This is a genomic window from Pseudomonas sp. TH32, from assembly GCF_016650855.1.
GTDB lineage: Bacteria > Pseudomonadota > Gammaproteobacteria > Pseudomonadales > Pseudomonadaceae > Aquipseudomonas.
Genome location: NZ_JAEKFA010000002.1, coordinates 6,086,520 through 6,110,742, shown reverse-complemented (window position 1 = coordinate 6,110,742; position 24,223 = coordinate 6,086,520). Strand labels below are relative to the sequence as shown.

Genomic DNA, 24,223 nt, shown 5'->3' with positions numbered 1-24,223 from the left:
TGTTTCGCTCATTATTGCGCCGCCAGTTCAGTGCCAGGGATGGTCAACACCTGGCCGACCTTCAGTTCATCGGTCTTCAGGTTGTTGGCACTGCGCAAGGTCGCCGCAGACACCTGGAAGCGCACCGCCAGCATCGCCAGGGTGTCGCCGGGCTGGACGCGATGGTCACGCGGGCCCTGGGCGATCTTGCCGGAGTCACGCAGCCAGGCGATATAAGTGCCCGGCGGCGGGTTCTGCTGGAAGAACTGGCGAACACCGGCGCTGATGGACCGCGCCAGCGCCTGTTGGTGGCTGGCGGAGGCCAGTTTCGAGGCTTCATTGGAGTTGGAGATAAACCCGGTTTCCACCAGGATCGACGGAATGTCCGGCGACTTGAGCACCATAAACCCGGCCTGCTCCACGCGCTGTTTGTGCAGCGAGGTGACACGGCCAATGTTGCTCAGGACTTTTTGCCCGACGTTCAGGCTGGAGGTCAGCGAGGCGGTCATCGACAAGTCGAGCAATACGCCAGCGAGCATCTTGTCCTTGTCATCAAGGGACACGTTGCCGGCCCCGCCGATCAAGTCGGAACGGTTTTCACTGTCCGCCAGCCAACGGGCGGTCTCGGACGTAGCACCGCGATCAGACAGGGCAAACACCGAGGCACCAAACGCAGCCGCCGAAGGCGCGGCGTCGGCGTGGATCGAGACGAACAGGTCGGCGCCCTTCTTGCGGGCGATTTCGGTACGGCCACGCAGCGGGATGAAGTAGTCACCGGTACGGGTCAGCTCGGCGCGATAGCCTTTCATGCCATTGATCTGGCGCTGCAGTTCGCGGGCGATGGCCAGTACCACGTCTTTTTCATGCTGGCCGCGCGAACCGGAGGCGCCCGGGTCTTCCCCGCCGTGACCGGCATCGATGACCACGATGATGTCGCGTTTGCCCGCCGGTGCAGGTGGCGGCGGCGGCAATTTGACCTGGGGTTGCGACTGGGTGACCGGCACCGCCGGTATCGTCGCGACGCTTGGGGTTGGCGCAGGCGGCGGCGCAGCATCGGCGGCGTTGTCGAACAGGTCGACCACCAGCCGGTTGCCATATTGCGCGTTAGGCGCCAGTACAAAACTTTTCGGGGTTACGGCCTTTTTCAGGTCGATGACCACTCGCAGGTCGGTCGGCGTACGTTGAGCCGAGCGCATCGCGGTAATCGGGGTATTGGCCATGGCGACTTTCAACGGCGCGGCGAGGGTCGCACCGTTGATATCAATCACCAGGCGATCGGGCGCCGTGAGGGTGAAGACGCTGTGCTGAACCGGGCCAGACAGGTCGAATACCAGTCGCGTGTTATCCGGTGCCCGCCACAGGCGAACACTTTTCACCTGTGAGGCCGCCAGTGCATTGAAAGTCATTGCCGCAAGCAACACCCCTACGACAGTAACCAACGCGCGAAAGCGCATACCTAACCCCATCAATTATTTGAATTCCAATGCCAAGGCGGCGCACCACGACTCGCCGCGCGCGCTCTGGGACAACAACTTCAGCTGACGTCCTTGCTTATGCGGGGTAATGGTAATGGTCAGGTCCGGCTTTGGCAAAAAGCCTGTGCCTTTATCTGGCCACTCGATCAGGCACAACGCGTCTTCATCGAAGTAATCGCGGATGCCCATGTATTCCAACTCTTCCGGGTCCACCAGCCGATACAGATCGAAATGGAAGGCCCGCACCGAGCCAATCTCGTAGGGCTCCACCAGGGTAAACGTAGGACTCTTCACAGCACCTTCATGCCCCAACCCGCGAATGATGCCCCGGGACAAGGTGGTTTTTCCGGCCCCCAAATCACCCTCCAGAAAGATCAGGCCCGAGCCTTGCGTCGCCTTGGCAATACGATTGCCAAGCGCAACCATGGCGTCTTCATCGGCCAGGAAAAGAATTACTTCAGACACGGTGATTGCTCCTCCAGCAACTGACGAATGGCGGGAATCAAGTCGCTGGCGGCCAGCCCGCGACCGAAGGTGCCCTGCCGGTCGCCGGCAGTGGCATGTAACCAGACGGCCAGGCAGGCGGCGTCGAATGTCGGCATGCCTTGGGCCAGTAAAGCACCGACCAGGCCAGCCAACACGTCACCCAGGCCGGCTGTCGCCATCGCCGGGTGGCCCTGGTCACAGCGGGCAACGCGACCGTCCGGGCTGGCGATCAAACTGCCGGCGCCCTTGAGGATCGCCACCGCGTTGAATTTCTGACTCAACGCGCGCGCCACGTTAAGGCGATCGGCCTGAACCTCGGCTGTCGAAATCCCCATCAAACGAGCCGCTTCGCCAGGATGCGGGGTGATCACGCAATTGTCGGGCAGGCTGACCTTGCCCGCGGCCAGCAGGTTCAAGGCATCGGCGTCCCAGACTTGCGGCTGCGTGGCATTGGCCGCCACCGACAACAGACTTTTGCCCCAGGAAGCCTCGCCCAGGCCCGGGCCGATGACGATCACGGAAATCTTTTCCAGCAGGCCCATCAATTGATTGGCCGAGTGCACGCCTACCGTCATCACCTCCGGCAACCGGGCCAGCGCCGCCGCTACGTGCTCGCTGCGGGTCGCGAGGGAAACCATGCCGGCACCGCTGCGCAGGGCGCTTTCGGCGCTGAGCAAGGCCGCGCCGCCAAAACCCCGGTCGCCACCGATCAGCAATACATGGCCGAACTGGCCTTTATGGGCGTCCGGGGAACGCGCAGCGAGTTGCGGCAATTGGCCGGGCAACAGGTGCTGAACGTCGGGTATTTCGTGTTTTGTCTGCGGCATGCGTCTTCAAGCTCCGATGTCTGGCAGAATTATACGCATCTAACCTGCGGTTTCTCTTGTTCATGCCTGCTATTACCTACGACCTGCCCGCCCTCGCCCAATCGATCAAAGACTGGGGCCGCGAGCTGGGCTTTCAACAAGTGGGCATCAGCGGCCTCGACCTCGCCGAGCATGAACAGCACCTGCAACGCTGGCTCGACGCCGGCTACCACGGCGAAATGGACTACATGGGCGCCCACGGCAGCAAGCGCTCACACCCGGAAGAGCTGGTGCCCGGCACCTTGCGCGTGGTGTCCCTGCGCATGGATTACCTGCCCGGCGACACCCAAATGGCCCTACTGCTGGCCAAACCCGAAAAAGCCTACATCTCCCGTTATGCCCTGGGCCGCGACTACCACAAGCTGATCCGCAAACGCGTGCAGCAACTGGCCGACCGGATTCAGGCACAGATCGGCCCGTTCGGCTTTCGTGCCTTTGTCGACAGCGCCCCGGTGCTGGAAAAAGCCATCGCCGAAAAAGCCGGGCTGGGCTGGATCGGCAAGAACACCCTGGTACTCAATCGCAAGGCGGGCAGCTACTTTTTCCTCAGCGAGTTGTTTGTCGACCTGCCGCTGCCGGTCGACCCACCCCACACCACCGAACACTGTGGCCGCTGCACCGCCTGCCTGGACATCTGTCCTACCAACGCTTTCGTCGGGCCTTACGTACTGGACGCCCGGCGCTGCATTTCCTACCTGACCATCGAACTGAAAAGCGCGATTCCGGAGGAGCTGCGTCCATTGATCGGTAACCGGGTATTCGGCTGCGATGACTGTCAGATCGTTTGCCCGTGGAATCGTTTCGCCCGGCCTACCACCGAAAGCGATTTCAAGCCCCGGCACAATCTGGATAACGCCGAGCTGGCCGAATTATTCATGTGGGACGAGGACAAGTTCCTCAGCAGCACCGAAGGCTCGCCGCTACGCCGCGCGGGCTATGAGCGCTGGCTGCGCAACCTGGCCGTGGGCCTGGGCAACGCGCCGTCGAGCATTCCGGTGTTGGAAGCGTTGAAGGCGCGCCGGGAGTATCCGTCGGAGCTGGTGCGCGAACACGTGGAGTGGGCGCTGAACCAGCACGCCGAGCGTCAGTGCACGTCGTCGTTGTAGACGAACTTGGGCATTTCCCAGTGAAAGCGGATCGCCAACAGGCGCAGTAGAAAGCCGCTGAACAGTGTGAGCAGGATGGATTGCTCGCTGGGCAGTTCAAGGTAGAGGCACAGCATGTAGAACCAGGCGGCGAGGAACGACACGCTGGCGTACAGCTCGCGGCGGAAGATCAGCGGGATGTCGTTGCAGAAGATGTCTCGCAGGATGCCGCCGAACACCCCGGTGATCACACCACTGACCGACGCCACCAGCATGCCATGCCCCATTTCCAGGGCGGTCATGCAGCCGATCAAGGTAAAGGCCACCAGGCCCACGGCGTCCAGCGCGAGGAACAGCGAGCGCAGATGGCGCATCAGTGGCGCGATGAAGATCGTCACCAGGGCCGCGATGGAGGTCAGCACCAGGTATTCCGGATGCTTGACCCAGGTCAGCGGGTAGTGGCCGAGCAACACGTCACGCACCGAACCGCCACCCAGCGCCGTCACGCAGGCGATCAGCACCACACCAAACCAATCCATCCCACGCCGCCCGGCGGACAAGGCGCCAGTCATGGCTTCGGCGGTGATGGCGATGAGGTAGAGCATCAACAGCATGATGGCGATCCTTGCAAAGTTGTGGCGAGGGGGCTTGTCCCCCGTTGGGGTGCGAAGCAGCCCCTTTTAAAGGCAACGGAGTTTTTCAGGTAGGCCGGGGTGCCAGATTTTAGGGCCGCTTCGCAGCCCAGCGGGGGACAAGCCCCCTCACCACGACTCAAGTCAGAACTTGATGAAATGCTTGCGGTAATGCTGCAGCTCGGCAATCGATTCGCGAATATCGTCCAGCGCCAGGTGGGTGCTGCCCTTGTGGAAGCTGTCTTTGACTTCCGGCGCCCAGCGTGCGGCCAGCTCTTTCAAGGTCGACACATCCAGGTTGCGGTAGTGGAAGTAGCTTTCCAGCGCCTTCATGTGGGTATAAAGAAAGCGGCGGTCCTGGCAAATGCTGTTGCCGCAGATCGGCGACTTGCCCTTGGGCACCCACTTTTCCAGGAAGGCGATGGTTTCAGCTTCAGCCTCGGCCATGCTCACGCGGCTGTCACGCACGCGCTGGGTCAGGCCCGAGTTGCCGTGGGTGCGGGTGTTCCACTCGTCCATGGTGGCCAGCACCGCGTCGCTGTGGTGAATGGCGATCACCGGACCTTCGGCCAAGGTGTTGAGGTTGCTGTCGGTGACAATGGTGGCCATCTCGATGATGACGTCGGTGTCAGGGTTCAGACCGGTCATTTCCAGATCGATCCAAATCAGGTTCTGTGGGTTTTGCATGTCGTGGTTCCTTGGCACCTTGGCGTAGCTGCGCAGTTTAGCAGGCAGGGCGTGCTAGACTCGCGACCGTTTTACCTAACCTTTGCATTATCGACACGGAACACCAATGGCCAAACGCCAGCTCAACCGTCGCCAAAACTGGCGCATCGAAAAGATTCAGGGTGAACGCGCTGCCCGCGCCGCCAAACGTGAATCCTCCGCCGTGGAAGCGCTTGAGGGCGGCGACCTGGGCCCCGAGCAAACCGGCCTGGTGATCGCGCACTTCGGTGTGCAGGTCGAGGTCGAGGCCACAGAAGGCGACTCCGCAGGCCAGGTGTTCCGTTGCCACTTGCGCGCCAACCTGCCTGCGCTGGTCACCGGCGACCGGGTGGTGTGGCGTGCCGGCAACCAGGGCATCGGCGTCATCGTCGCCCAGTTGCCGCGCACCACCGAACTGCGGCGGCCCGACAGCCGTGGCCAGCTCAAGCCGGTGGCGGCCAACGTCGACATGATCGTCATCGTCTTCGCGCCGCTGCCCGAGCCCCATGCCAACCTGATCGACCGCTACTGCTGGTAGCGGCCGAGCACGCCGGCATTCGCCCGCTGTTGCTGCTGAACAAGTTCGACCTGATCGACGAGCAGAACGCTCCGGCGCTCAACGCGCTGCTGGCGGTGTACCGCACCCTCGGCTATCCGGTGCTGGAAGTCTCGGCACATCACGGCAACGGCATGGAGCAGTTGCAGACCGAGCTCGACGGACGCATCAGCGTGTTCGTCGGCCAGTCGGGCGTGGGCAAGTCGTCCCTGGTCAACAGCCTGTTGCCGGAAGTCGAAACCCGTGTGGGGCCATTGTCGGAGCTGTCCGGCCAGGGCACCCACACCACCACCACCGCCCGGTTGTTCCACTTCCCGGGCGGCGGTGAACTGATCGACTCCCCCGGGATTCGTGAATTCGGCCTGGGCCACGTGAGCCGCGCCGATGTTGAAGCGGGCTTTATCGAGTTCAACGACTTGATCGGCACCTGCCGCTTCCGCGACTGCAAACATGACCGCGAGCCGGGTTGCGCCCTGCTCAAGGCCCTGGAAGACGGCCGCGTGCAGCAGCAGCGGATGAACAGCTATCGCTCGATCATCGCCAGCTTGCCCGAGACCAGTTACTAAGCAGCGAATCGGTGCCGTGCCATGCCTTGAAACACATAAGGCAGGGCACGGAACCCCCAACCCCATTGATTAAATCGGGTCAGCCATCAAGAATCCGCTGCAACTGGGCGGCCCATGATGCAAGCCAGCTTGAATTCGATTTTCCCTATGCTCATAATCGCTCCGTCACCAGCGCAAGCTGGCAGGAGTCTGGATCCTTTTCGGGGTTGATCCAGCGGCGCAGAAGGGGCGAAGCAAGCTCCACTGCGTGTCGAATGAAGCCGCCTTCGGGCGGCTTTGCTTTTTCCGGGGAATCGACGATTGCCTCTCTACTACCATCCCAAACAAGGCGATGTACTTCTATGCGACTTCACGCGGGGCTTTGTGGCACCTGAAATGTTGAAGATCCGCAAAGTCGTCGTCATATCACCTACTGCCACACACAATCGAAAACTGTGCACAGTGGTCCCGATCTCCTCCACTGCCCCTGACATTCAGCACGATTGGCACCATTTATTGCGGGCCAATCCACTGCACACCGATGGCTATAAAGCGCTATGGGTGAAATGCGACATGATCTACACCGTCAGTTTCGAGCGACTGGATAAATTGCACAGAAAGACCAGGACCACAGGGCGAGAGTATTTCGTGCCGCGCCTGGGCACAGAGGATATGCGGGGCGTGATTGATGGCGTGAAAGCCTATCTCCCCCTCTGATACATCAATCAAAAAAAATGCCCCGAGAGTTCGGGGCATTTTTTAATCGTCCAAGCAACGGCTTGAGTCTGCCTGACTTACGAGCCAGTCGCGGGCTGAGTCGGGTCCTTCACCCCGCCATCGTCAAACAAGTTCAGCTTCTGCCGTAGCTCGTGAGCCGGCAACGGCTCCTGCCCGGGCGGCAGTGCATTCGGGTCCGCCGGCACTTCACCCGGCGCGCCCTCACCCTGGGTCGGTACCGGTGGCGTTGCGGGCGGGTCACCTTCAATCGCACGCTGGGCCTTTTTGGTCAGCACGACGATATCGATGCGTCGGTTGATCGGGTTGAACGGATCCTTGGGATCAAACAGCTGCGAGGAAGCAAACCCCACCACCCGCGCCACTTGCGGGTCCGGGTAGCTGCCGGCGACCAGTGCACGACGCGCGGCATTGGCCCGGTTGGCCGAGAGTTCCCAGTTGCCGAAATCGCCCTGGCCCGCATACGGCTTGGCATCGGTGTGGCCGCTGATGCTGATCTTGTTCGGCACCGCCTTGATGGTGTCGGCCATGGCCAGCAGGATGTCTTCAAAGTATGGCTTCAACCGCGCACTGCCCGAGTCGAACATCGGCCGGTTGGCCGCGTCCGTGATCTGAATGCGCAGGCCATCCGGGGTGATCTCGAAGGAAATCTGGTCCTTGAACTTCAGCAGTTGCGGGTTTTCCTCAACCTTGGTTTGCAGTTCCTGCAGCAACAGCTCCAGGCGCTCCTGCTCGACCTGCTCAGCCATGGCCTCGACGGTATCGCGCTCGATCGGAATTTTTTCCTGGGGCGAGTCGGTCTTGATTTCCGGGTTGATGGTGCGCTCGGGCGCCAGCTGCGGCGAACCACCGAGGTCGATCACAAAAGGCGTACCGCTCTCGGAAAACCCGATGGGGTCCTTGAAGTAACCGGCAATGGCGATCTTCTGTTCCGGCGTGGCGGTGGACATCAGCCACAGCACCAGGAAGAACGCCATCATCGCCGTCGCAAAGTCGGCGAAGGCGATTTTCCAGGCGCCGCCATGGTGCCCCGCAGCGAAGCGCTTGACGCGCTTGATGATGATCGGCTGGTTGTTTTCCATGGCTTAGCGACCGCGAACCGCTTGTTCCAGCTCAGCGAAGCTTGGACGGTGCTTCGGATACAGAACCTTGCGCCCGAACTCCACCGCCAGCGACGGCGGCATACCGGAAGCCGAAGCCACCAGGCAGGCCTTGATGGCTTCGTACAAATTCACTTCTTCCTTGGCGTCGTGGGCCAGGGAGGTGGCCAGCGGACCAAAGAAACCGTAGGCCGCGAGAATACCGAAGAAGGTACCTACCAGTGCCGCACCTACGTGCATGCCGATCGCCTTCTGGTCGCCTTCACCGAGGGAAGCCATGGTGACCACGATCCCGAGAACCGCAGCCACAATACCGAAACCGGGCATACCGTCGGCGATGCCGGTCACCGCGTGAGAAGGGTGTTCCAGCTCTTCCTTGAGGCTGAACAGTTCCATGTCGAACAGGCCTTCCAGCTCATGGGGTGCCATGTTGCCGGACGACATGATGCGCAGGTAATCGCAGATGTAGGCGGTCATGCGTTCGTCTTTGAGCACCGCCGGGTACTTGGCGAAAATCGGGCTCGCCGCAGCGTCCTCGATATCACCTTCAATAGCCATCATGCCTTCGCGACGGCTCTTGTTGAGGATCTCGTAGATCAGCCCCAGCACTTCCAGATAGAAGGTGTGGGAGAAGCGCGAGCTGAACATGCCCAGCGACTTCTTGATCACGTGCATGGTCATGTAGCCGGGGTTGGCTTGCAGGAATGCGCCGAACGCTGCACCGCCGATAATCAGCACTTCGAAGGGCTGGATCAGCGCTGCAATCTTGCCGTGGGACAAGACGTATCCGCCGAGCACGCTCGCGATGACGACGATGATGCCGATAATTTTAGCCATAGGGGATGGGTACTTGCGCCGTCGGGTTCAGGGTCATATTCGCAAGAGTTGAAAACTCTTGTTCTACTTATCGGCAAATCTGCGCCAGACTATAGCCCGTTATGGCGAAAAACCAGTTCGGCCCGTCCCGGGCGTGTTGACCGCAAGTGATGATCGCGCCCCAATCATGGCAAATGAAACGACAGTCCCAACTCAAAAACCGACCACACTGGCCGCCTGGATAAAGCGTCTGGACGACGTGCTATTGCCCGTTCCACAGGCGAGCCACGACCGGGTCTGCAAGGCCATCAGCGACAACCGCAGTTCGTTGCGGGATATTGCAGAGTTGATGCAGAACAGCCCGGCGTTGGTGCTCAGCGTGATGCGCGAGGCCAACGACCAGGCCCACGGCAGCCTCGCAGAGCCCGCGGAAAACCTCGAAGTGGCGATCAATCGCCTCGGCCTCAAGCGTACCGAGGAATTACTGGCGCGCCTGCCTTCAGTGCCACTGAATGAAATCCCCGTGGCCCTGCGCCAATTGCAGATGATCAGCCAGCACGCGTCGCAACAGGCCAGCGGGCTGTTCGCCAGCCGCCTGGCGCGGCTGTGGCAGGACATTCACTGGGGCAGCCTGCTGTTCCTCTCGCCGCTGTGGCCGATGGCGATTGCCTATCCCAAGCTGCTGGAGGAATGGGAACTGCGGGTGATTCACAAGGGCGAATCAGCGCATACGGTCGAGCAGGAAGTGTTCGGCGTGCGCCTGCTGGACCTGTGCCTGGGATTGACCGAGGCCTGGCGCCTGCCGATCTGGGTATCCCAGGGTTATACCTTGCTGCTGACAGAGCAGCGTTTGCTGGTCAAGGCACTGCGCATTGCCCGTGAAGACGAGCCCTTGCGCCAACAGCAGTTGCTGGATGCCGACCCGAACCTGCGCCGCTGGTTGAACCAGCCGGCCAATACCGTGTTGCTGGCCAACGGCCTGGCACTGGCGGCGCAGGAGTCCTGGACCTGCCCCCACACCCAGCGCTGGCAGTACCTGACGGCGCTTTACCTGCAACAACCGCTGGCCGAGGTGCAACAACAGTCTCACCAACACGCGGCGATCAGCGCCCGCAATACCCTGATGCGTGACCTGTGGCACCCGGCGTTGTCGCTGATCTGGCCCTGGGACGTACAACGGGTGCATCACGGCTTGCTGCCGGCACCACCGCCCACCGCCGAAGCCCTGGCGATCTGGCGCAAGCGTTGCACCGAATTGCTGGTGGAGCCCAGCCGCTTTGCCAACGCCATGCACCTGACCACCTGCGCCAAGGAGGCCCTGGTGGCCTGCGGCATGCAGCGGGTGATGTTGCTGATGGCGGACAAAACCCTGAGCACCTTGCGCGTGCATCAAGTTGACGGCCTGCCCAAGGACGCCGACCACCTGAGCCTCGACGCCACGCAAAGTACGCTGCTGCAACGCCTACTGACCAAGTCTGCCCAGGTACGCCTCACGCCCGACAACCACGCCCAGTTCTCGGCATTGCTGCCACCGGAACTGCGCCGCCTGTTCAAGGGCGAACACCTGCTTCTGCGCTCCCTGAGCTGCAATGGCCGAGTGGTGATGCTGATGGTGGCGGATCAGGGCGGCGGGCCGTTCTCGGAAACCACCGTGCAGGCCTTCGGCAAAACCGCTCAATGCATCGAAAAAGCCCTGCACAGCTTTACCAACCGCAGCGCCTGATGCTTGCGCTACAATCGCCCTCCTTTAGCGCCCAACTTTTATGCCCAGGAGACCTCACATGCCTGACTTCTCTGGCTTGCCGCTGGTCATCGAGGCCAGTGACCTGCTCGGTCGCCTCGATGCCGAACATCTGATTCTGGTGGACCTCACCAGCGCCGCGCGTTACGCCGAGGGGCATATCCCCGGTGCACGTTTCGTCGACCCCAAGCGCACCCAACTGGGGCAGGCGCCGGCACCGGGCCTGCTACCGAACAAAGCCGATCTTGAAAAGCTGTTCGGCGAACTGGGCCACACCCCGGATGCCACCTACGTGGTGTACGACGACGAAGGCGGTGGCTGGGCCGGTCGATTCATCTGGATGCTTGATGTGATCGGCCACAAGAAATACCACTACCTCGACGGCGGCCAGCTGGCGTGGCTGGAAGAACAACACCCCGTGTCCACCGAGGTCCCGGCCAGCGCCGGCGGCCCGGTCAGCCTGACGCTGCATGAAGAACCCACCGCGACCCGCGAGTACCTGCAAAGCCGCCTCGGCGCTGCCGACCTGGGTATCTGGGACGCCCGCGGCCCGCTGGAATACTCCGGGGAGAAAGTCCTCGCGGCCAAGGGTGGACACATCCCCGGCGCGGTGAACTTCGAATGGACTGCCGGCATGGACAAGGCACGCCAACTGCGTATTCGCCGCGACATGCCGAAGATCCTCGAAGACCTGGGGCTGACCCGCGACAAAGAAATCATCACCCACTGCCAGACTCACCACCGTTCTGGCTTCACCTACCTGGTGGCCAAGGCGCTCGGTTATCCGCGAGTCAAAGGTTATGCCGGTTCCTGGGGCGAATGGGGCAACCACCCCGACACCCCCGTCGAGATTTAAGGTTTAAGGACAGTTAATGAAAAAGCAGTTGTTCATCCTCAGCCAGTACTTGCTGCCCCACCACCTGCTGTCGCGGTTGGCCGGCTGCATTGCCGAATGCCGCGTGCGCTGGTTCAAGAACGCCTTCACCACCTGGTTCGCCAAGCGTTATCAAGTGGACATGTCCCAGGCCCTGGTTGAAGACGTGACGGCTTACGAGCACTTCAACGCCTTCTTCACCCGCGCCCTGAAAGATGGGGCCCGGCCGCTGGACCAAACCCCGGGTGCAGTGTTGAGCCCGGCCGATGGCGCCGTCAGCCAGTTGGGCCCGATTGAGCACGGCCGGGTGTTCCAGGCCAAGGGTCACAGCTTCAGCGTACTGGAATTGCTCGGCGGTGATTCGGCGGTGGCTGCGCCGTTCATGGGCGGTGATTTCGCCACCATCTACCTGTCGCCAAAGGACTACCACCGGGTGCACATGCCACTGGCCGGTACCCTGCGGGAAATGGTCTACATCCCGGGCCGCATCTTCTCGGTAAACCAGACCACAGCCGAAAACGTGCCGGAGTTGTTTGCACGTAACGAACGTGTTGCCTGCATTTTCGATACTGAACGCGGCCCGATGGCCGTGGTACTGGTGGGCGCGATGATCGTGGCGTCGATCGAGACGGTCTGGGCTGGCCTGGTAACGCCGCCGAAGCGCGAGCTGAAAACCTTCCGCTACGACGAAGCCGCCCGTGGCCCGATCCACCTGGAAAAAGGTGCGGAACTGGGGCGCTTCAAGCTGGGTTCGACGGCGATCGTGCTGTTTGGGCCGGACCAGGTGAAATGGTCGGAAGAACTGCTGGCGGGCACGCCGGTGCAGATGGGCCAGGGCATGGGATTACCGAAAGCCTGACGACGACCTCTGTAGGAGCCGGCTTGCCGGCGATGCGATCTTGAGGACGCCATCGCCGGCAAGCCGGCTCCTACAAAGTGTGTGTGTACTAGAGCTGACCGTCGCGGTCGCGGAAGCCCAACAGGTACAACACCCCATCCAGCCCCAGGGTCGAAATCGCCTGCTTGGCCGATTGCTTGACCAGAGGCTTGGCGCGAAACGCCACACCCAACCCGGCAATCGCCAGCATCGGCAAGTCATTCGCCCCGTCGCCGACCGCAATGGTCTGCTCCAGACGCAACCCCTCCTTGTGTGCCAATTCCCGCAGCAAATCAGCTTTACGCTGCGCATCGACAATCGGCTCAACGGCGACGCCCGTCACCTTGCCGTCCACCACTTCCAGCTCATTGGCGAACACATAGTCGATACCCAGCTTGGCCTGCAATTGCTTGGCGAAGTAGGTGAAACCACCCGACAGAATCGCGGTTTTGTAGCCCAGGCGCTTGAGTTCGGCGAACAGGGTTTCGGCGCCTTCGGTCAGGCGCAGCGAGGCGCCGATGGAGTCCAGCACGCTCACATCCAGGCCTTTGAGCAAGGCCAGGCGCTCCTTGAAGCTCGCCCGGAAATCCAGCTCGCCCGCCATGGCCCGCTCGGTGATTTCCGAGACTTGCTCACCCACGCCGGCAGCCTTGGCCAATTCGTCGATGACTTCGGCCTCGATCAGCGTCGAGTCCATGTCGAACACCGCCAGGCGGCGATTACGGCGGAACAACGAATCTTCCTGGAAGGCGATATCGACGTTCAGCTCCTGGGCAACGCTCAGGAATTCGGCGCGCAACGCCTGGGGATCAGCTGGCTCGCCGCGCACGGAGAACTCGATGCAGCCCTTGCCCTTGTCCGCGGGGGTGTCCAGCGGCATACGACCCGACAGACGGTCAATATGGTCGATATTCAAACCGTACTGGGCGGTAATCGAACTGACACGCTGCAATTGTTCCGCCGTCACCTTGCGGGTCAACAGCGTCACGATGTGGCGTTTTTTGCCCTGGCCGGCGACCCAGCTCTGGTAATCCTCTTCGGACACCGGGGTGAAACGCACCTGCTGATCCAGCTTATACGCCGTAAACAGGATGTCCTTGAGCACGGACGAGGCTTGCTCGGTGCTTGGAATTTCCACCAGGATGCCGAACGACAGCGTGTCGTGAATCACCGCCTGGCCGATGTCGAGAATGTTCACACCACCCTGGGCCAGAACACCGGTAATGGCTGCGGTAAGGCCCGGACGGTCCTCACCGGTGATGTTAATCAGGACAATTTCGCGCAAAGCGCACCCCCGAGCTGGAAAAAAACCGCATTCTACCCACTTTCAGTGACCATCGGGCACAGCCAGCGCTTTGCCGGTCTTGGGCCTGTCGCTATACTGCGCGTCAACTTCACGGACTAAAGAGCCGAGCTTAAGTGAACCGGCCCACGCCAGTAAAAACCGATAACTTCTTCCTGCTGATCTTCCGGGCACTGCGCCACCGCCGTGTACCGATCGCATTACGCATCGCCAGCCATAACGTGATCCTGGTCGCTCTGGCCCTGGTCATCTACGCCTGCGTGATGGGTTTGCAGTTCAAACAGGCCATGCACGAGCAAGCCGACGCCCTGGGCGAGAGCCTGACCACCCAGACCGCCACCTCGGCGACTGAGTTGTTGGTGTCCAACGACATCCTCAGCCTCAACGTGCTGCTCAACAACCTGACCAAGAACCCGCTGGTGGCCCACGCCGCTATCTATAGCGTGGACAACCGGATCATGGCCGAAGCCGGGCAACGCCCGAAAAACGGCCTGCTGGGTGAAGCCGAAGGTCTGTACCAGAGCAATATCACGTTCCAGGACGTGAAAGCCGGCCAACTGCGCATCAGCCTGGACATGCAACAGTTCCAGCAGCCGATGACCATCAGCCTGCAAAGCATGGGCATCCTGAGTGCGATCCTGCTGGCGCTGTCGCTGGCCTTGAGCCTGCGCCTGGGTCGGCATATCTCCACGCCACTGATGCAACTGCGCATCTGGCTGCGGGATATCGACGAACACACCCCGGCCACCGACCGCCAGGATGAAATCGGCGACCTCGCCCGCCAGTTGCACACCAGCTTTGCTCCGGAGCCCGTGGTGCCCGAGGTTGAACCCGAGCCCGAGTTCGACGACACCGAGTACGAAGACGACGAACCCGAGTTTGAAGTGCGCAACCTGCGCGACCCGAGCTTCGATGAGTCTGCGCCGGTGGCAGGCCTCAAGCCGGCCACCCGGCAGGTGATCAAGGCAGAAGAAGACGAACTGGACGAAGAAGACCCGTTCGCCGACCTTCGCGACAACTCCGCGCCAACTGCTACCGCTGCGCCGCAGCCGGCTCCAGTGCGAAATACCCAGCCCCAGCACAGCGCTGTATTGGCTGTGCAGCTGGGCGCACAGGATCAGTTGCGCCGCTTGCCGCGCGCACGCCTGACCGAGTTGCTGGAACGTTATCGTGATTGCCTCGACCAGGCGGCCTCGCTGTATCAGAGCGAACTGCACACCCTGAACGATGGCAGCACGTTGATGCTGTTCCACAGCGAAGACAGCGGCGAAGACTACCTGACCAACGCCATCTGCTGCGGTGAGTTGCTGCGGGCCCTCGGCCATGCGCTGCAAATCGAAGTGGCTGACAGCGGCATCACGCTGCAACTGCAACTGGGCCTGACGGTGGGCGACGATCTGTATGGCATGAGCCAGATTGATCTGCTGCTGACCGAGATTGCCCAGGACGCCCTCGCCTTGTCGCAACACAGCCGCAACCTGCTGCTGGTGGAACGCAAGATCAGTGACGACGTGCTGATTCGCCAACGTGCGCGGATCCGCCCGATTGCCAGCCCTGAAGGTGCGTGCTGTGTAGAGCGGTTGATGGAGCCTTACCCGTCGATGCTGGAGCGCCAACTCGCGCGGATGCATGAGACGCGGGCAAAGAACTAAAGAACAACGCTCCCACATTTGATCTAGGCAACGACTCACATCCCGCACAAACAAAAGGCCCGCTCATCAGCGGGCCTTTTTTGTGGGGCTGTATTCAGGTCAGAACCTGAACACTTCCATGTCGGTACGAATCGGCACGGCCATCGGCATCTTCGGCTTCTCCGGTGCGGCCGGCTTGGCAGCGGCCGGAGCCTGTTTACGTGGAGCCTCAGCAACCGCCGGCTGATTGGCCAATGGCTTGAGCGCCACGGACAACTGCTGTGCCAGGTTCTGCAACAGCACGCCCTGGGCCTGAACCTGGGACGCCGTGGTACCGGAGTGTTGTTCCTGCAAATGCACGATGCGGTTATCCCGCACCTGGCCGCGACGGTCGATCAGGCGCCACTGGGCATCCAGGATCGCCGGCTGGGAAACACCGGAGTCCAGCCGCGTGATGGTCAGCAACACCTGCACGTCCGGGGTGAAACCCGTCGGTGCCGGCGCCAGTACCACACGCTGGCTGTCCAGATGGCCAGCCACCTGGCGCAACATCAACTGATTGATGTCGGACGACAGGCTACCGGCCCAGCGACCATCGGTGGAACCTTGCAGGCTGCCGTCGTTCTGACGTTGCAGCAGGGTTTCGCGTTGCAGGTAGTCGGCCACCACCACCGGGCCAAGCAATACGGCCATGCCGGCACTTTGTGCAGGCTGAGCCGGACTTCCACTGTCCAGCTGATACAGCGACACAGGTTGATGTGTGCTGCAACCCGCCAGGCCCAAAAGGCCAGCGAGCAACAAAAATAAAGGAAGGCGCGGAGCAGTCATCATCCCATCCAGGTGGCTGCCACAAGGCGAACCACAATGTAATACTCAAAAATAACCTGTACGCGCTCAGCCACGCCGGCGCTGGAAAGGCCATATCATCCGTGAATATGCGCCGTGACTCCAGCGCGAAAGCGTCGATCTACGGGTTAAATCGTAGATCGGGCGCTCTATATCGCGTTAAACGGGCGTTTCCACCAGTAATGCGTCCACTCGCTGGAAGCCGCGCGGCAGTTTGTTGCCGCGACGACCCCGCTCACCCTTGTAGTGCTCGAGGTCGTCAGGGCGCAGCGACAACGTGCGCTTGCCGGCCTGCAGCACCAGGGTCGAGCCTTCCGGGATCACTGCGATGTCGGTCACGTACTCTTCGCGACTGGCCACCCGCTCCCCGGGAATACCAATAATCTTGTTGCCCTTGCCTTTGCCCAACTGCGGCAAGTCACTGATCTTGAACACCAACAGACGACCTTCAGTGGTCACCGATGCAAGCCAATTGCCTTCACGGTCTTCCACCGTACGCGGCAGGATCACCTTGGCGTTGTTCGGCAGGCTCAGCAACGCCTTGCCCGCCTTGTTCTTGGCCTGCAGGTCTTCACCCTTGACCACGAACCCGTAGCCGGCATCGGAGGCGATGACGTACAGCGAATCATCGTCCGGCAGCAGCACGCATTCAAAATTCGCCCCCGGTGGCGGTGTCAGGCGCCCGGTCAACGGTTCGCCCTGCCCCCGTGCCGACGGCAAGGTGTGCGCCGGTACCGAATAGCTGCGACCGGTGGAGTCGATAAACACTGCAAACTGGTTGGAGCGCCCGGCCGCGGAGGTTTTAAAACCATCGCCGGCCTTGTACGACAAGCCAGTGGCGTCAATATCATGCCCTTTGGCTGAGCGAACCCAACCCTTTTCCGACAGAACGACGGTAATTTTCTCGTTGGGCAGCAGCTCGGTTTCGGTCAGGGCCTTGGCTTCGGCGCGCTCGACAATCGGCGAACGGCGGTCGTCGCCATAGGTTTCGGCGTCCTTGATCAGTTCGGTGCGTACCAGCTTCTTCAGCTTGGCCTCGCTGCCCAGCAGGGCCTGGAGCTTGGCTTGCTCTTTCAGCAGCGCGTCCTGTTCGTCGCGCAGCTTCATTTCTTCCAGTCGCGCCAACTGACGCAGACGGGTGTCGAGGATGTAGTCAGCCTGGATTTCGCTGAGCTCAAAGCGCGCGATAAGCTCGGCCTTCGGGTGCTCGGCGGTACGGATGATATGGATCACTTCATCCAGATTGAGGTAGGCAATCAGCAAACCGTCCAACAGGTGCAGGCGGCGCTCGACCTTGTCCAGGCGAAATTGCAGGCGGCGGCGCACGGTCTGCACCCGGAACTCCAGCCATTCCACCAGCAATGCGCGCAGGTTCTTCAACTGCGGCTTGCCGTCCAGGCCAATGATGTTGATGTTGACCCGATAGCTGGATTCCAGCTCGGTGCTGGCGAACAAGTGCTGCATCAGCACTTCATGGTCGACCCGGCTGTTGGTCGGGATGATCACGATGCGGCATGGGTTCTCGTGGTCAGACTCGTCACGCAGGTCGGCCACTTGCGGCAGCTTCGACGGCTTGGCCTGCATCAGCGCGGCAATCTGCTCCAGCACCTTGGCACCGGACACCTGGTGCGGCAGCGCGGTGACGATGATGTCGCCGTCTTCGATGTGGTACACGGCGCGCATGCGCACCGAGCCTTTACCGGTCTGGTAGATTTTCAGCAGGTCGGCACGAGGCGTGATGATTTCCGCCTCGGTCGGGTAATCCGGGCCCTGGATATGCTCGCACAACTGCTCGACCGTCGCCTTCGGCTCGTCCAGCAAACGTACGCACGCAGTGGCCACTTCCCGCAGGTTGTGAGGCGGTACGTCAGTGGCCATGCCCACGGCGATGCCGGTGGTGCCATTGAGCAGGATGTTCGGCAAACGTGCCGGCAACACCAGCGGTTCGTCGAGGGTGCCGTCGAAGTTCGGCCCCCAGTTAGCCGTGCCCTGGCCCAGCTCACTGAGCAGTACTTCCGAATACCGCGACAGGCGCGCTTCGGTGTAACGCATGGCGGCGAAGGACTTGGGATCATCCGGCGCACCCCAGTTACCCTGGCCGTCCACCAGCGTGTAGCGGTAGCTGAACGGCTGGGCCATCAGCACCATGGCTTCGTAGCACGCCGAGTCGCCATGGGGGTGGAACTTGCCGAGCACGTCACCGACGGTACGTGCCGACTTCTTGTGCTTGGAGTCAGCGTCCAGGCCCAACTCACTCATCGCATAGATAATGCGCCGCTGTACGGGTTTCAGGCCGTCGCCGATATGCGGCAAGGCACGGTCCATGATCACGTACATGGAGTAGTTGAGGTAGGCATTTTCGGTGAAGTCAGCCAGCGACCGGCGTTCAACGCCGTCTAAGCTGTCTGCAAGGATGTCACTCATGCGGGCCTCATCATTGTTTGGTCTGGCGCAGCAGCAAGGTGCCGCTGCGCTGGGTAAATTCAAGTTGTTTCAATGCACTCATGCCCAGCAATACCTGGTCATCGCCCAGCCCCGGTACCACCAGGGCACGCACGTCCTGCAGGACGATATCGCCCAGTTGCAGGCGGCCCAGTTCGGTCCGAAAACCCTGGGTTCGCCCGTTGGCAGTGCTCACGCCAACCGGCATGCCGCGCTTAAGCCCGAGGCGGTCAGCCAATTCGGCCGGAACCGCCACGTCGGTGGCCCCGGTGTCGAGCATGAACTCCACCGGCTGACCGTTGATCTGGCCAGTGGCTACAAAATGCCCTTGGCCGTTGCCCAGCAGTTTTACTTCGATATAACCCTCGTGTTGCTCCGAGGTCACCACGGCATTGGGGTTTTCCTGATGCTTTTCCCACTGCCCAAAAAACCGTGTCGCCAAAAACAATCCGGCGCCCCAGGCCACGAACATCAACACACGCCCGGCGCGCTTGCCGGGTGCCTGGCTGCTCATGGCTTGGCACTCCAGCCGCCCGCGGGGGCGGCGAAACGATAGACTATCGGCCGTTTTTCGCCATCGGCGCGGGCGCCGAAGTTATTGTCCAGGCCGATCCACGCGCCATCGGCCTCCATCACCAACGCTTCCGCCAGGCCGTAGGGCTGGTTGTATTGGCGTTGCGGCGCGAGCATTTCATCGGCGTAGGACCAGCATTGTTCGACCTTCGCCGTCACGGGGTCACGACGGCACAACTGAAACTGGCTGCTTTCGAGGGTAAACAGCTTGCCCTCGAACAGCGCGACGTCAGAGAAATTGCGCGAAACCGCCTTGGCCTTGGGCATATGGGCCGGCTGCATCTCGGTGCCCGCCTCGCTCAACAACACACAAGGACCGTCGCAATCCCAGAGGGTTTGCGGGCGCTTGATGGAAATCAACCCACGCCGCTCGCGCTCGGCGGCCAGCCAGATCTGATTGCCCTCGGGGTTCACCGCCAAACCTTCAAACAACGCATTGAAATGCAGCAGCAGGCCACTGGCCCGGGCTTCACGAACCATGCCCGGGGCGATCTTCAACCACTCGGGCTCACCCGTCACCGGCACCTGCAGCACCGCCGCGTGGGCTTCACTGACGATGTAGCGGTTGCCCGCCGCGTCGCAGCTGATGCCTTCAAAATCCAGGTCACCACCCCGAATCAACGAAGCCGCCTTGGTGCGCGAACGCAAACCAAAGGGCAGCCCGGACTCCGGTACCGGCGGCACATTGATCTTCACCGTTTCGGCCTGCCAGGTATCGGCACTGATATCGAGCCGATAGATCTGGTCGTCGTCGCGATCGGAAACCGTCCACAACTCTTTGCCACACAGGGCCAGGCCCGACAGGTTGCCGCCACGCATGCCGTCAACCGGGTGTTCAGAGATCAATTTGAGTTCAGCCGCAGGCGCCGCGACCACCGAGGTGGCCGCCAACCCGCTCAACAACAGAATCGCCAGGGCGAAACCGCTGCGCATCAGCCCAGAACCTCGGCCAGGTTGCCCTTGGACTCCAGCCAGTTCTTGCGGTCCGGCGCACGCTTCTTCGCCAGCAACATGTCCATCATTTCCGACGTGGCGGCGAAATCTTCCAGGGTCAACTGCACCAGGCGCCGGGTGTTCGGGTCCATGGTGGTTTCCCGCAGCTGCGGCGGATTCATCTCACCCAGGCCTTTGAATCGGGTGACCTGAGGCTTGCCGCGTTTCTTCTCGGCCACCAGGCGGTCGAGAATGCCATCGCGCTCGGCTTCGTCCAGGGCGTAGAAAATCTCTTTGCCGAGGTCGATACGGTACAGCGGCGGCATGGCGACGTAGACGTGACCGGCATCCACCAACGGGCGGAAGTGCTGGACGAACAGTGCGCAAAGCAAGGTCGCAATGTGCAAGCCGTCGGAGTCGGCGTCGGCGAGGATGCAGATCTTGCCGTAGCGCAGCTGGCTCATGTCGGCCGCGCCCGGGTCGACACCGATGGCCACGGCAATGTTGTGCACTTCCTGGCTCGCCAGCACTTCGCTGCCGTCGACTTCCCAGGTGTTGAGGATCTTGCCGCGCAGCGGCAGGATCGCTTGGAACTCCTTGTCCCGCGCTTGCTTGGCGGAACCGCCGGCGGAATCACCTTCCACCAGGAACAGCTCGGAACGCATCGGGTCTTGCCCGGCGCAGTCCGCCAGCTTGCCCGGCAGCGCCGGGCCCTGGGTGATGCGCTTGCGCTCGACTTTCTTGCTGGCCTTCAGGCGGCGGCCGGCGTTGTTGATTGCCAGCTCTGCCAGGGCCAGGCCCAATTCAGGGTGCTCGTTGAGCCACAGGCTGAAGGCATCCTTGACCACACCGGAGACAAACGCAGCGGCCTCACGGGACGACAGGCGTTCCTTGGTCTGGCCGGAGAATTGCGGCTCCTGCATCTTCATCGACAGGACGAAAGCAATGCGTTCCCAGACGTCTTCCGGCGCCAGCTTCACGCCGCGCGGCAGCAGGCTGCGGTATTCGCAGAACTCGCGCATGGCATCCAGCAAGCCCTGGCGCAAACCGTTGACGTGGGTACCGCCCTGGGCAGTCGGGATCAGGTTGACGTAGCTTTCCTGAACGCTGTCGCCGCCTTCCGGCAACCACAGCAAGGCCCAGTCCACGGCTTCTTTATTACCGGCCAGGCTGCCGCAGAACGGCTCGTTGGGCAGACGCTCGAATTCGCTGACGGAGTCTTCCAGGTAGGAGCGCAGGCCGTCTTCGTAGTGCCACTCGACCTTCTCGCCGGTGCCTTTGTCTTCAAAACTGACCAGCAGGCCCGGGCACAGCACAGCCTTGGCCTTGAGCACGTGCTTGAGGCGGCTGATGGAGAATTTGGGTGAATCGAAATATTTCGGGTCCGGCGCGAAATACACGCTGGTACCGGTGTTGCGCTTGCCGACGGTGCCGATCACTTCCAGGTCGGTGGCCTTGTAGCCATCGGCGAAGGTCATCTGGTACTCGTTGCCGTCACGCTTGACCTTGACCCGCACGTGGTTCGACAAGGCGTTGACCACGGAAATACCCACACCGTGCAAGCCACCGGAGAACTGGTAGTTCTTGTTGGAGAACTTGCCGCCGGCGTGCAGCTTGGTGAGGATCAGCTCGACGCCCGACACACCCTCTTCCGGGTGAATGTCCACCGGCATGCCGCGACCGTCGTCGGACACTTCCAGGGAATGGTCGGCGTGAAGGATGACTTGTACCGACTTGGCGTGCCCGGCCAAGGCTTCGTCGACGCTGTTGTCGATGACTTCCTGGGCAAGGTGGTTCGGCCGACTGGTGTCGGTGTACATGCCGGGGCGTTTGCGCACCGGGTCGAGGCCCGAGAGGACTTCGATGGCGTCGGCGTTATAAGAGCTAGCGCTGGGAGTGGCCATGGGGTCTCGTCGTGAGTCGTTCGATTAAAAAGTAACCTGCGGTTTCACAATGCTGCGAAATCGAAGGATTGGTACTGATCTGCGCCAATGCCGGCAAAACTCAACAGCGCCGGTAACTGTTGGGCGAACCCCTGGTAACCATGGTCGCCACCGGCCTGGATACGCAAGGCACAGGCTCGGTAATACTGCTGGGCGAGCCGATAATCCAGTGTTTCGTCACCGGTCTGCAACCACACCTGATAACGCTGGGCGTCCTGGGGCGCCGGCACTTCCAGCTCGGCCAGGGCCGCGACGTGGTCGTGGGTCAATTCCCAGGTCTCATCGGTGTAGAGGTTCTTCTGGGTGCCCAGGTAACCGTCGAACATCCGATGAGGGCTGACCGCCGGGTTGACCAGCAAGGCGTTGAGGCCATGGCGTTCGGCAAGATGGGTTGCATAGTAGCCGCCGAGTGAGCTGCCTACCAGCAGTGGCCTTCCGAGGTCACGGATCGCCGCCTCCAACTGGGGGATCGCCTGCCGGGGATGGTGATGCAGGGCCGGCACGCGCAGTTGGTCGGCCAGACCGAGGCTGTCCATCACGGTGATCAGTTGGCTGGCCTTGTTGGAGGCGGGCGCGCTGTTGAAACCGTGGATATACAAGATCGATGCGGACATTCCGGGTCCTCTGGGGGCGGCTTAAAGAGGGGCAGTTTACAGGGAACTGGGGGGCTAGGCTCTAGCCGGGTTTCTGTGTGTATATCCGTTGCTTCGGTAACGGCGGCTTAGGGTTCCGCTCTTACAGCGGGCCGCCTAAGATCAAGATCAAAAGCAGATCAACAGCACAGCGGCCTACAGGCCGGCTTGAGTGGTGTGAAGCAAAGGCAAGATCAAAATCTAAAGCGGGCACGGTCGAAATGTGGGAGCGGGCTTGCTCGCGAAGGCGGTGTGTCAGTCACCGAATGCATCAACTGAAAGATTGCATTCGCGAGCAAGCCCGCTCCCACATTTTTGACCGCGTTTGCCCTTGCTCTTGCTTCTACCACTCGAGCCGGCCGGTAGGCCGCTGTGCTCTGGCTTTTGATCTTAGGCGCCCCGTTAACCACGATGGCCGTGCCGGAGTGCGGGCATGCCGAGCCTAGGCGAGGCACCGAGTGGTGGGGCAAGAGCCCTTTTGGTTACTTTTGGCTGGGCCGGCATTCCGGGCTCCTTTCCAAAAGTGACCCGTTGTAAGAGCGGAACCCTAAGTCGCCGTTACCTAAATAACGGATATACCCCCAAAGCCGTCAGTACCCGCTACTACCGTAATCCACCTGAAACGCAAAGCCCTGCACCCGCTCCACGCCGGTTTCCAACCGTCCGTCGGCATGCAGGCGCAGCCAGCGATAACCGGGCGCCTCCTCGCTCACCTTGAAGTCCTCGCTGCCGGGGGCGAACTGGATGCAGGTGGACGGCGACGCCAGCAGTCGCACGCCGTTGCGTTCGCGGTCGATTTCCTGGTGCACATGGCCCCAGAGCACCGCGCGCACCTGCGGGAACCGATCCAGCACCGCAAACAACGCCTCGGGGTTGCGCAGGCCGATGGGCTCCATCCACGCGCAACCGATGGACACCGGATGATGGTGGAAACACACCAGATGATGACGAGTCGGCGCTTCGCTCAAGGATTGCGCCAGCAGTTGCAGCTGCTGGTCCTGCAAATAACCCGGCACCGAGCCCGGCACGGCCGAGTCCAGCAGGGTGATACGCCAGTTGCCCACATCCACCACCGGCTCCAGCAACGCGCTGTTGATCGCGGCTTGCAGCATCACCTGCGGTTCATCGTGGTTCCCCGGGATCCAGCGCGCCGGCGCCTGAATCTGCCGGGTCATGTCGCGAAAGGCCTGATAGGACTCCAGTGTGCCGTCCTGGGACAAATCCCCGGTAGCCAGCATCAGGTCAATCTGCGGCTGCTGCGCCAGCACCGTTTCGATGACCCGTTGCAGGCTGTCGCGGGTTTTCATACCCAGCAGCCCGCCGTCCGCCTCGGCAAACAGATGGCTGTCGGACAACTGCACCAGCAACGCCGAAGCGTCAGGATTCAAGGCGGATACGCTCGACAAGGCGTTCTCCCGGGGCGTGATCACAGGAATGGACATTTGAGG

The 24,223-nt window shown here is 61.6% G+C and carries 21 protein-coding genes and 1 pseudogene; 7 read left to right on the top strand and 15 right to left on the bottom strand.

Annotated features, from left to right (window positions below; genetic code table 11):
- Window positions 1-11: 11 nt before the first annotated feature.
- Genes JFV30_RS31615 through JFV30_RS31605 form a run of 3 tightly spaced genes read right to left on the bottom strand, consistent with a single transcriptional unit; the run spans window position 12 to window position 2,767 of the window.
- Complete coding sequence (locus JFV30_RS31615; RefSeq protein WP_201126014.1) at window positions 12-1,445, bottom strand: N-acetylmuramoyl-L-alanine amidase; 1,434 nt, start codon at window positions 1,443-1,445, stop codon at window positions 12-14.
- 3 nt (window positions 1,446-1,448) lie between these two features.
- Window positions 1,449-1,919 carry a tRNA (adenosine(37)-N6)-threonylcarbamoyltransferase complex ATPase subunit type 1 TsaE gene (gene tsaE, locus JFV30_RS31610; RefSeq protein ID WP_010173790.1) on the bottom strand — a complete coding sequence of 157 codons (471 nt, stop codon included), beginning with the start codon at window positions 1,917-1,919 and terminating at the stop codon, window positions 1,449-1,451.
- Window positions 1,907-2,767, bottom strand: coding sequence for an NAD(P)H-hydrate dehydratase (locus tag JFV30_RS31605; RefSeq protein WP_201126013.1), 861 nt, complete (start codon window positions 2,765-2,767; stop codon window positions 1,907-1,909). Before JFV30_RS31605 ends, tsaE begins: the two co-directional genes overlap by 13 nt.
- A gap of 62 nt (window positions 2,768-2,829) precedes the next feature.
- On the opposite strand from JFV30_RS31605, the gene queG reads away from it, so the two are divergent.
- Window positions 2,830-3,912 carry a tRNA epoxyqueuosine(34) reductase QueG gene (gene queG, locus JFV30_RS31600; protein WP_201126012.1) on the top strand — a complete coding sequence of 361 codons (1,083 nt, stop codon included), beginning with the start codon at window positions 2,830-2,832 and terminating at the stop codon, window positions 3,910-3,912.
- Here queG and JFV30_RS31595 read toward each other — a convergent pair.
- Together JFV30_RS31595 and orn are read right to left on the bottom strand one after the other, a co-directional pair.
- Entirely contained in the window at window positions 3,891-4,508 is a 618-nt protein-coding gene (locus JFV30_RS31595; protein WP_176159752.1) for a trimeric intracellular cation channel family protein, read from the bottom strand. The genes queG and JFV30_RS31595 overlap by 22 nt on opposite strands.
- 159 nt (window positions 4,509-4,667) lie before the next feature.
- Window positions 4,668-5,210, bottom strand: a complete 543-nt coding sequence (orn, locus tag JFV30_RS31590) for an oligoribonuclease (protein ID WP_003217529.1) — start codon at window positions 5,208-5,210, stop codon at window positions 4,668-4,670.
- A gap of 106 nt (window positions 5,211-5,316) precedes the next feature.
- Here orn and rsgA point away from each other — a divergent pair.
- Window positions 5,317-6,350: pseudogene (rsgA, locus tag JFV30_RS31585) on the top strand (small ribosomal subunit biogenesis GTPase RsgA).
- Window positions 6,351-6,650: 300 nt separating this feature from the next.
- Window positions 6,651-7,046, top strand: coding sequence for a type II toxin-antitoxin system PemK/MazF family toxin (locus tag JFV30_RS31580; protein ID WP_201126011.1), 396 nt, complete (start codon window positions 6,651-6,653; stop codon window positions 7,044-7,046).
- 77 nt (window positions 7,047-7,123) lie between these two features.
- Here the strand turns inward: JFV30_RS31580 and motB are convergent, their stop codons facing one another.
- Both motB and motA read right to left on the bottom strand, forming a co-directional pair.
- A complete protein-coding gene (gene motB, locus JFV30_RS31575) occupies window positions 7,124-8,146 on the bottom strand; it encodes a flagellar motor protein MotB (RefSeq protein WP_010173776.1) in 1,023 nt (340 codons plus the stop codon).
- 3 nt (window positions 8,147-8,149) lie between these two features.
- Window positions 8,150-9,001, bottom strand: a complete 852-nt coding sequence (motA, locus tag JFV30_RS31570; RefSeq protein ID WP_003217532.1) for a flagellar motor stator protein MotA — start codon at window positions 8,999-9,001, stop codon at window positions 8,150-8,152.
- A 166-nt stretch (window positions 9,002-9,167) separates the two neighbouring features.
- Between motA and JFV30_RS31565 the strand changes: the two genes are divergently transcribed.
- Genes JFV30_RS31565 through asd form a run of 3 tightly spaced genes read left to right on the top strand, consistent with a single transcriptional unit; the run spans window position 9,168 to window position 12,454 of the window.
- On the top strand, window positions 9,168-10,703 hold the full coding sequence (locus JFV30_RS31565; RefSeq protein ID WP_010173774.1) for an HDOD domain-containing protein: 1,536 nt from the start codon (window positions 9,168-9,170) through the stop codon (window positions 10,701-10,703).
- A gap of 58 nt (window positions 10,704-10,761) precedes the next feature.
- Window positions 10,762-11,577: a rhodanese-like domain-containing protein gene (locus JFV30_RS31560; RefSeq protein WP_201126010.1), complete on the top strand. Its 816-nt coding sequence runs from the start codon at window positions 10,762-10,764 to the stop codon at window positions 11,575-11,577.
- Between the two features lie 16 nt (window positions 11,578-11,593).
- Window positions 11,594-12,454, top strand: coding sequence for an archaetidylserine decarboxylase (gene asd / locus JFV30_RS31555; protein ID WP_010173770.1), 861 nt, complete (start codon window positions 11,594-11,596; stop codon window positions 12,452-12,454).
- Window positions 12,455-12,542: 88 nt separating this feature from the next.
- Here asd and serB read toward each other — a convergent pair whose 3' ends face one another.
- On the bottom strand, window positions 12,543-13,757 hold the full coding sequence (gene serB / locus JFV30_RS31550; RefSeq protein WP_003217536.1) for a phosphoserine phosphatase SerB: 1,215 nt from the start codon (window positions 13,755-13,757) through the stop codon (window positions 12,543-12,545).
- A gap of 134 nt (window positions 13,758-13,891) precedes the next feature.
- On the opposite strand from serB, the gene JFV30_RS31545 reads away from it, so the two are divergent.
- Entirely contained in the window at window positions 13,892-15,427 is a 1,536-nt protein-coding gene (locus JFV30_RS31545; protein WP_010173767.1) for an AhpA/YtjB family protein, read from the top strand.
- Window positions 15,428-15,526: 99 nt separating this feature from the next.
- Here the strand turns inward: JFV30_RS31545 and JFV30_RS31540 are convergent, their stop codons facing one another.
- From JFV30_RS31540 to cpdA, 7 genes are all read right to left on the bottom strand, one after another.
- Window positions 15,527-16,234: a PqiC family protein gene (locus tag JFV30_RS31540; RefSeq protein WP_029616037.1), complete on the bottom strand. Its 708-nt coding sequence runs from the start codon at window positions 16,232-16,234 to the stop codon at window positions 15,527-15,529.
- Window positions 16,235-16,411: 177 nt separating this feature from the next.
- A complete protein-coding gene (gene parC / locus JFV30_RS31535) occupies window positions 16,412-18,676 on the bottom strand; it encodes a DNA topoisomerase IV subunit A (protein WP_169386512.1) in 2,265 nt (754 codons plus the stop codon).
- 10 nt (window positions 18,677-18,686) lie between these two features.
- A complete protein-coding gene (locus JFV30_RS31530) occupies window positions 18,687-19,208 on the bottom strand; it encodes a retropepsin-like aspartic protease family protein (protein WP_201126009.1) in 522 nt (173 codons plus the stop codon).
- Window positions 19,205-20,200 (bottom strand): esterase-like activity of phytase family protein, encoded by a 996-nt coding sequence (locus tag JFV30_RS31525; RefSeq protein WP_201126008.1) that lies wholly within the window; start codon window positions 20,198-20,200, stop codon window positions 19,205-19,207. The genes JFV30_RS31530 and JFV30_RS31525 overlap by 4 nt, the downstream gene beginning before the upstream one ends.
- The gene (gene parE / locus JFV30_RS31520) at window positions 20,200-22,104 is read right to left on the bottom strand and encodes a DNA topoisomerase IV subunit B (RefSeq protein ID WP_003209518.1); all 1,905 of its coding nucleotides are present in this window, start codon (window positions 22,102-22,104) and stop codon (window positions 20,200-20,202) included. The genes JFV30_RS31525 and parE overlap by 1 nt, the downstream gene beginning before the upstream one ends.
- A 44-nt stretch (window positions 22,105-22,148) precedes the next feature.
- A complete protein-coding gene (locus tag JFV30_RS31515) occupies window positions 22,149-22,757 on the bottom strand; it encodes a YqiA/YcfP family alpha/beta fold hydrolase (protein ID WP_010173754.1) in 609 nt (202 codons plus the stop codon).
- 608 nt (window positions 22,758-23,365) lie between these two features.
- Window positions 23,366-24,181, bottom strand: a complete 816-nt coding sequence (gene cpdA / locus JFV30_RS31510) for a 3',5'-cyclic-AMP phosphodiesterase (RefSeq protein ID WP_201126007.1) — start codon at window positions 24,179-24,181, stop codon at window positions 23,366-23,368.
- Window positions 24,182-24,223 lie beyond the last annotated feature (42 nt).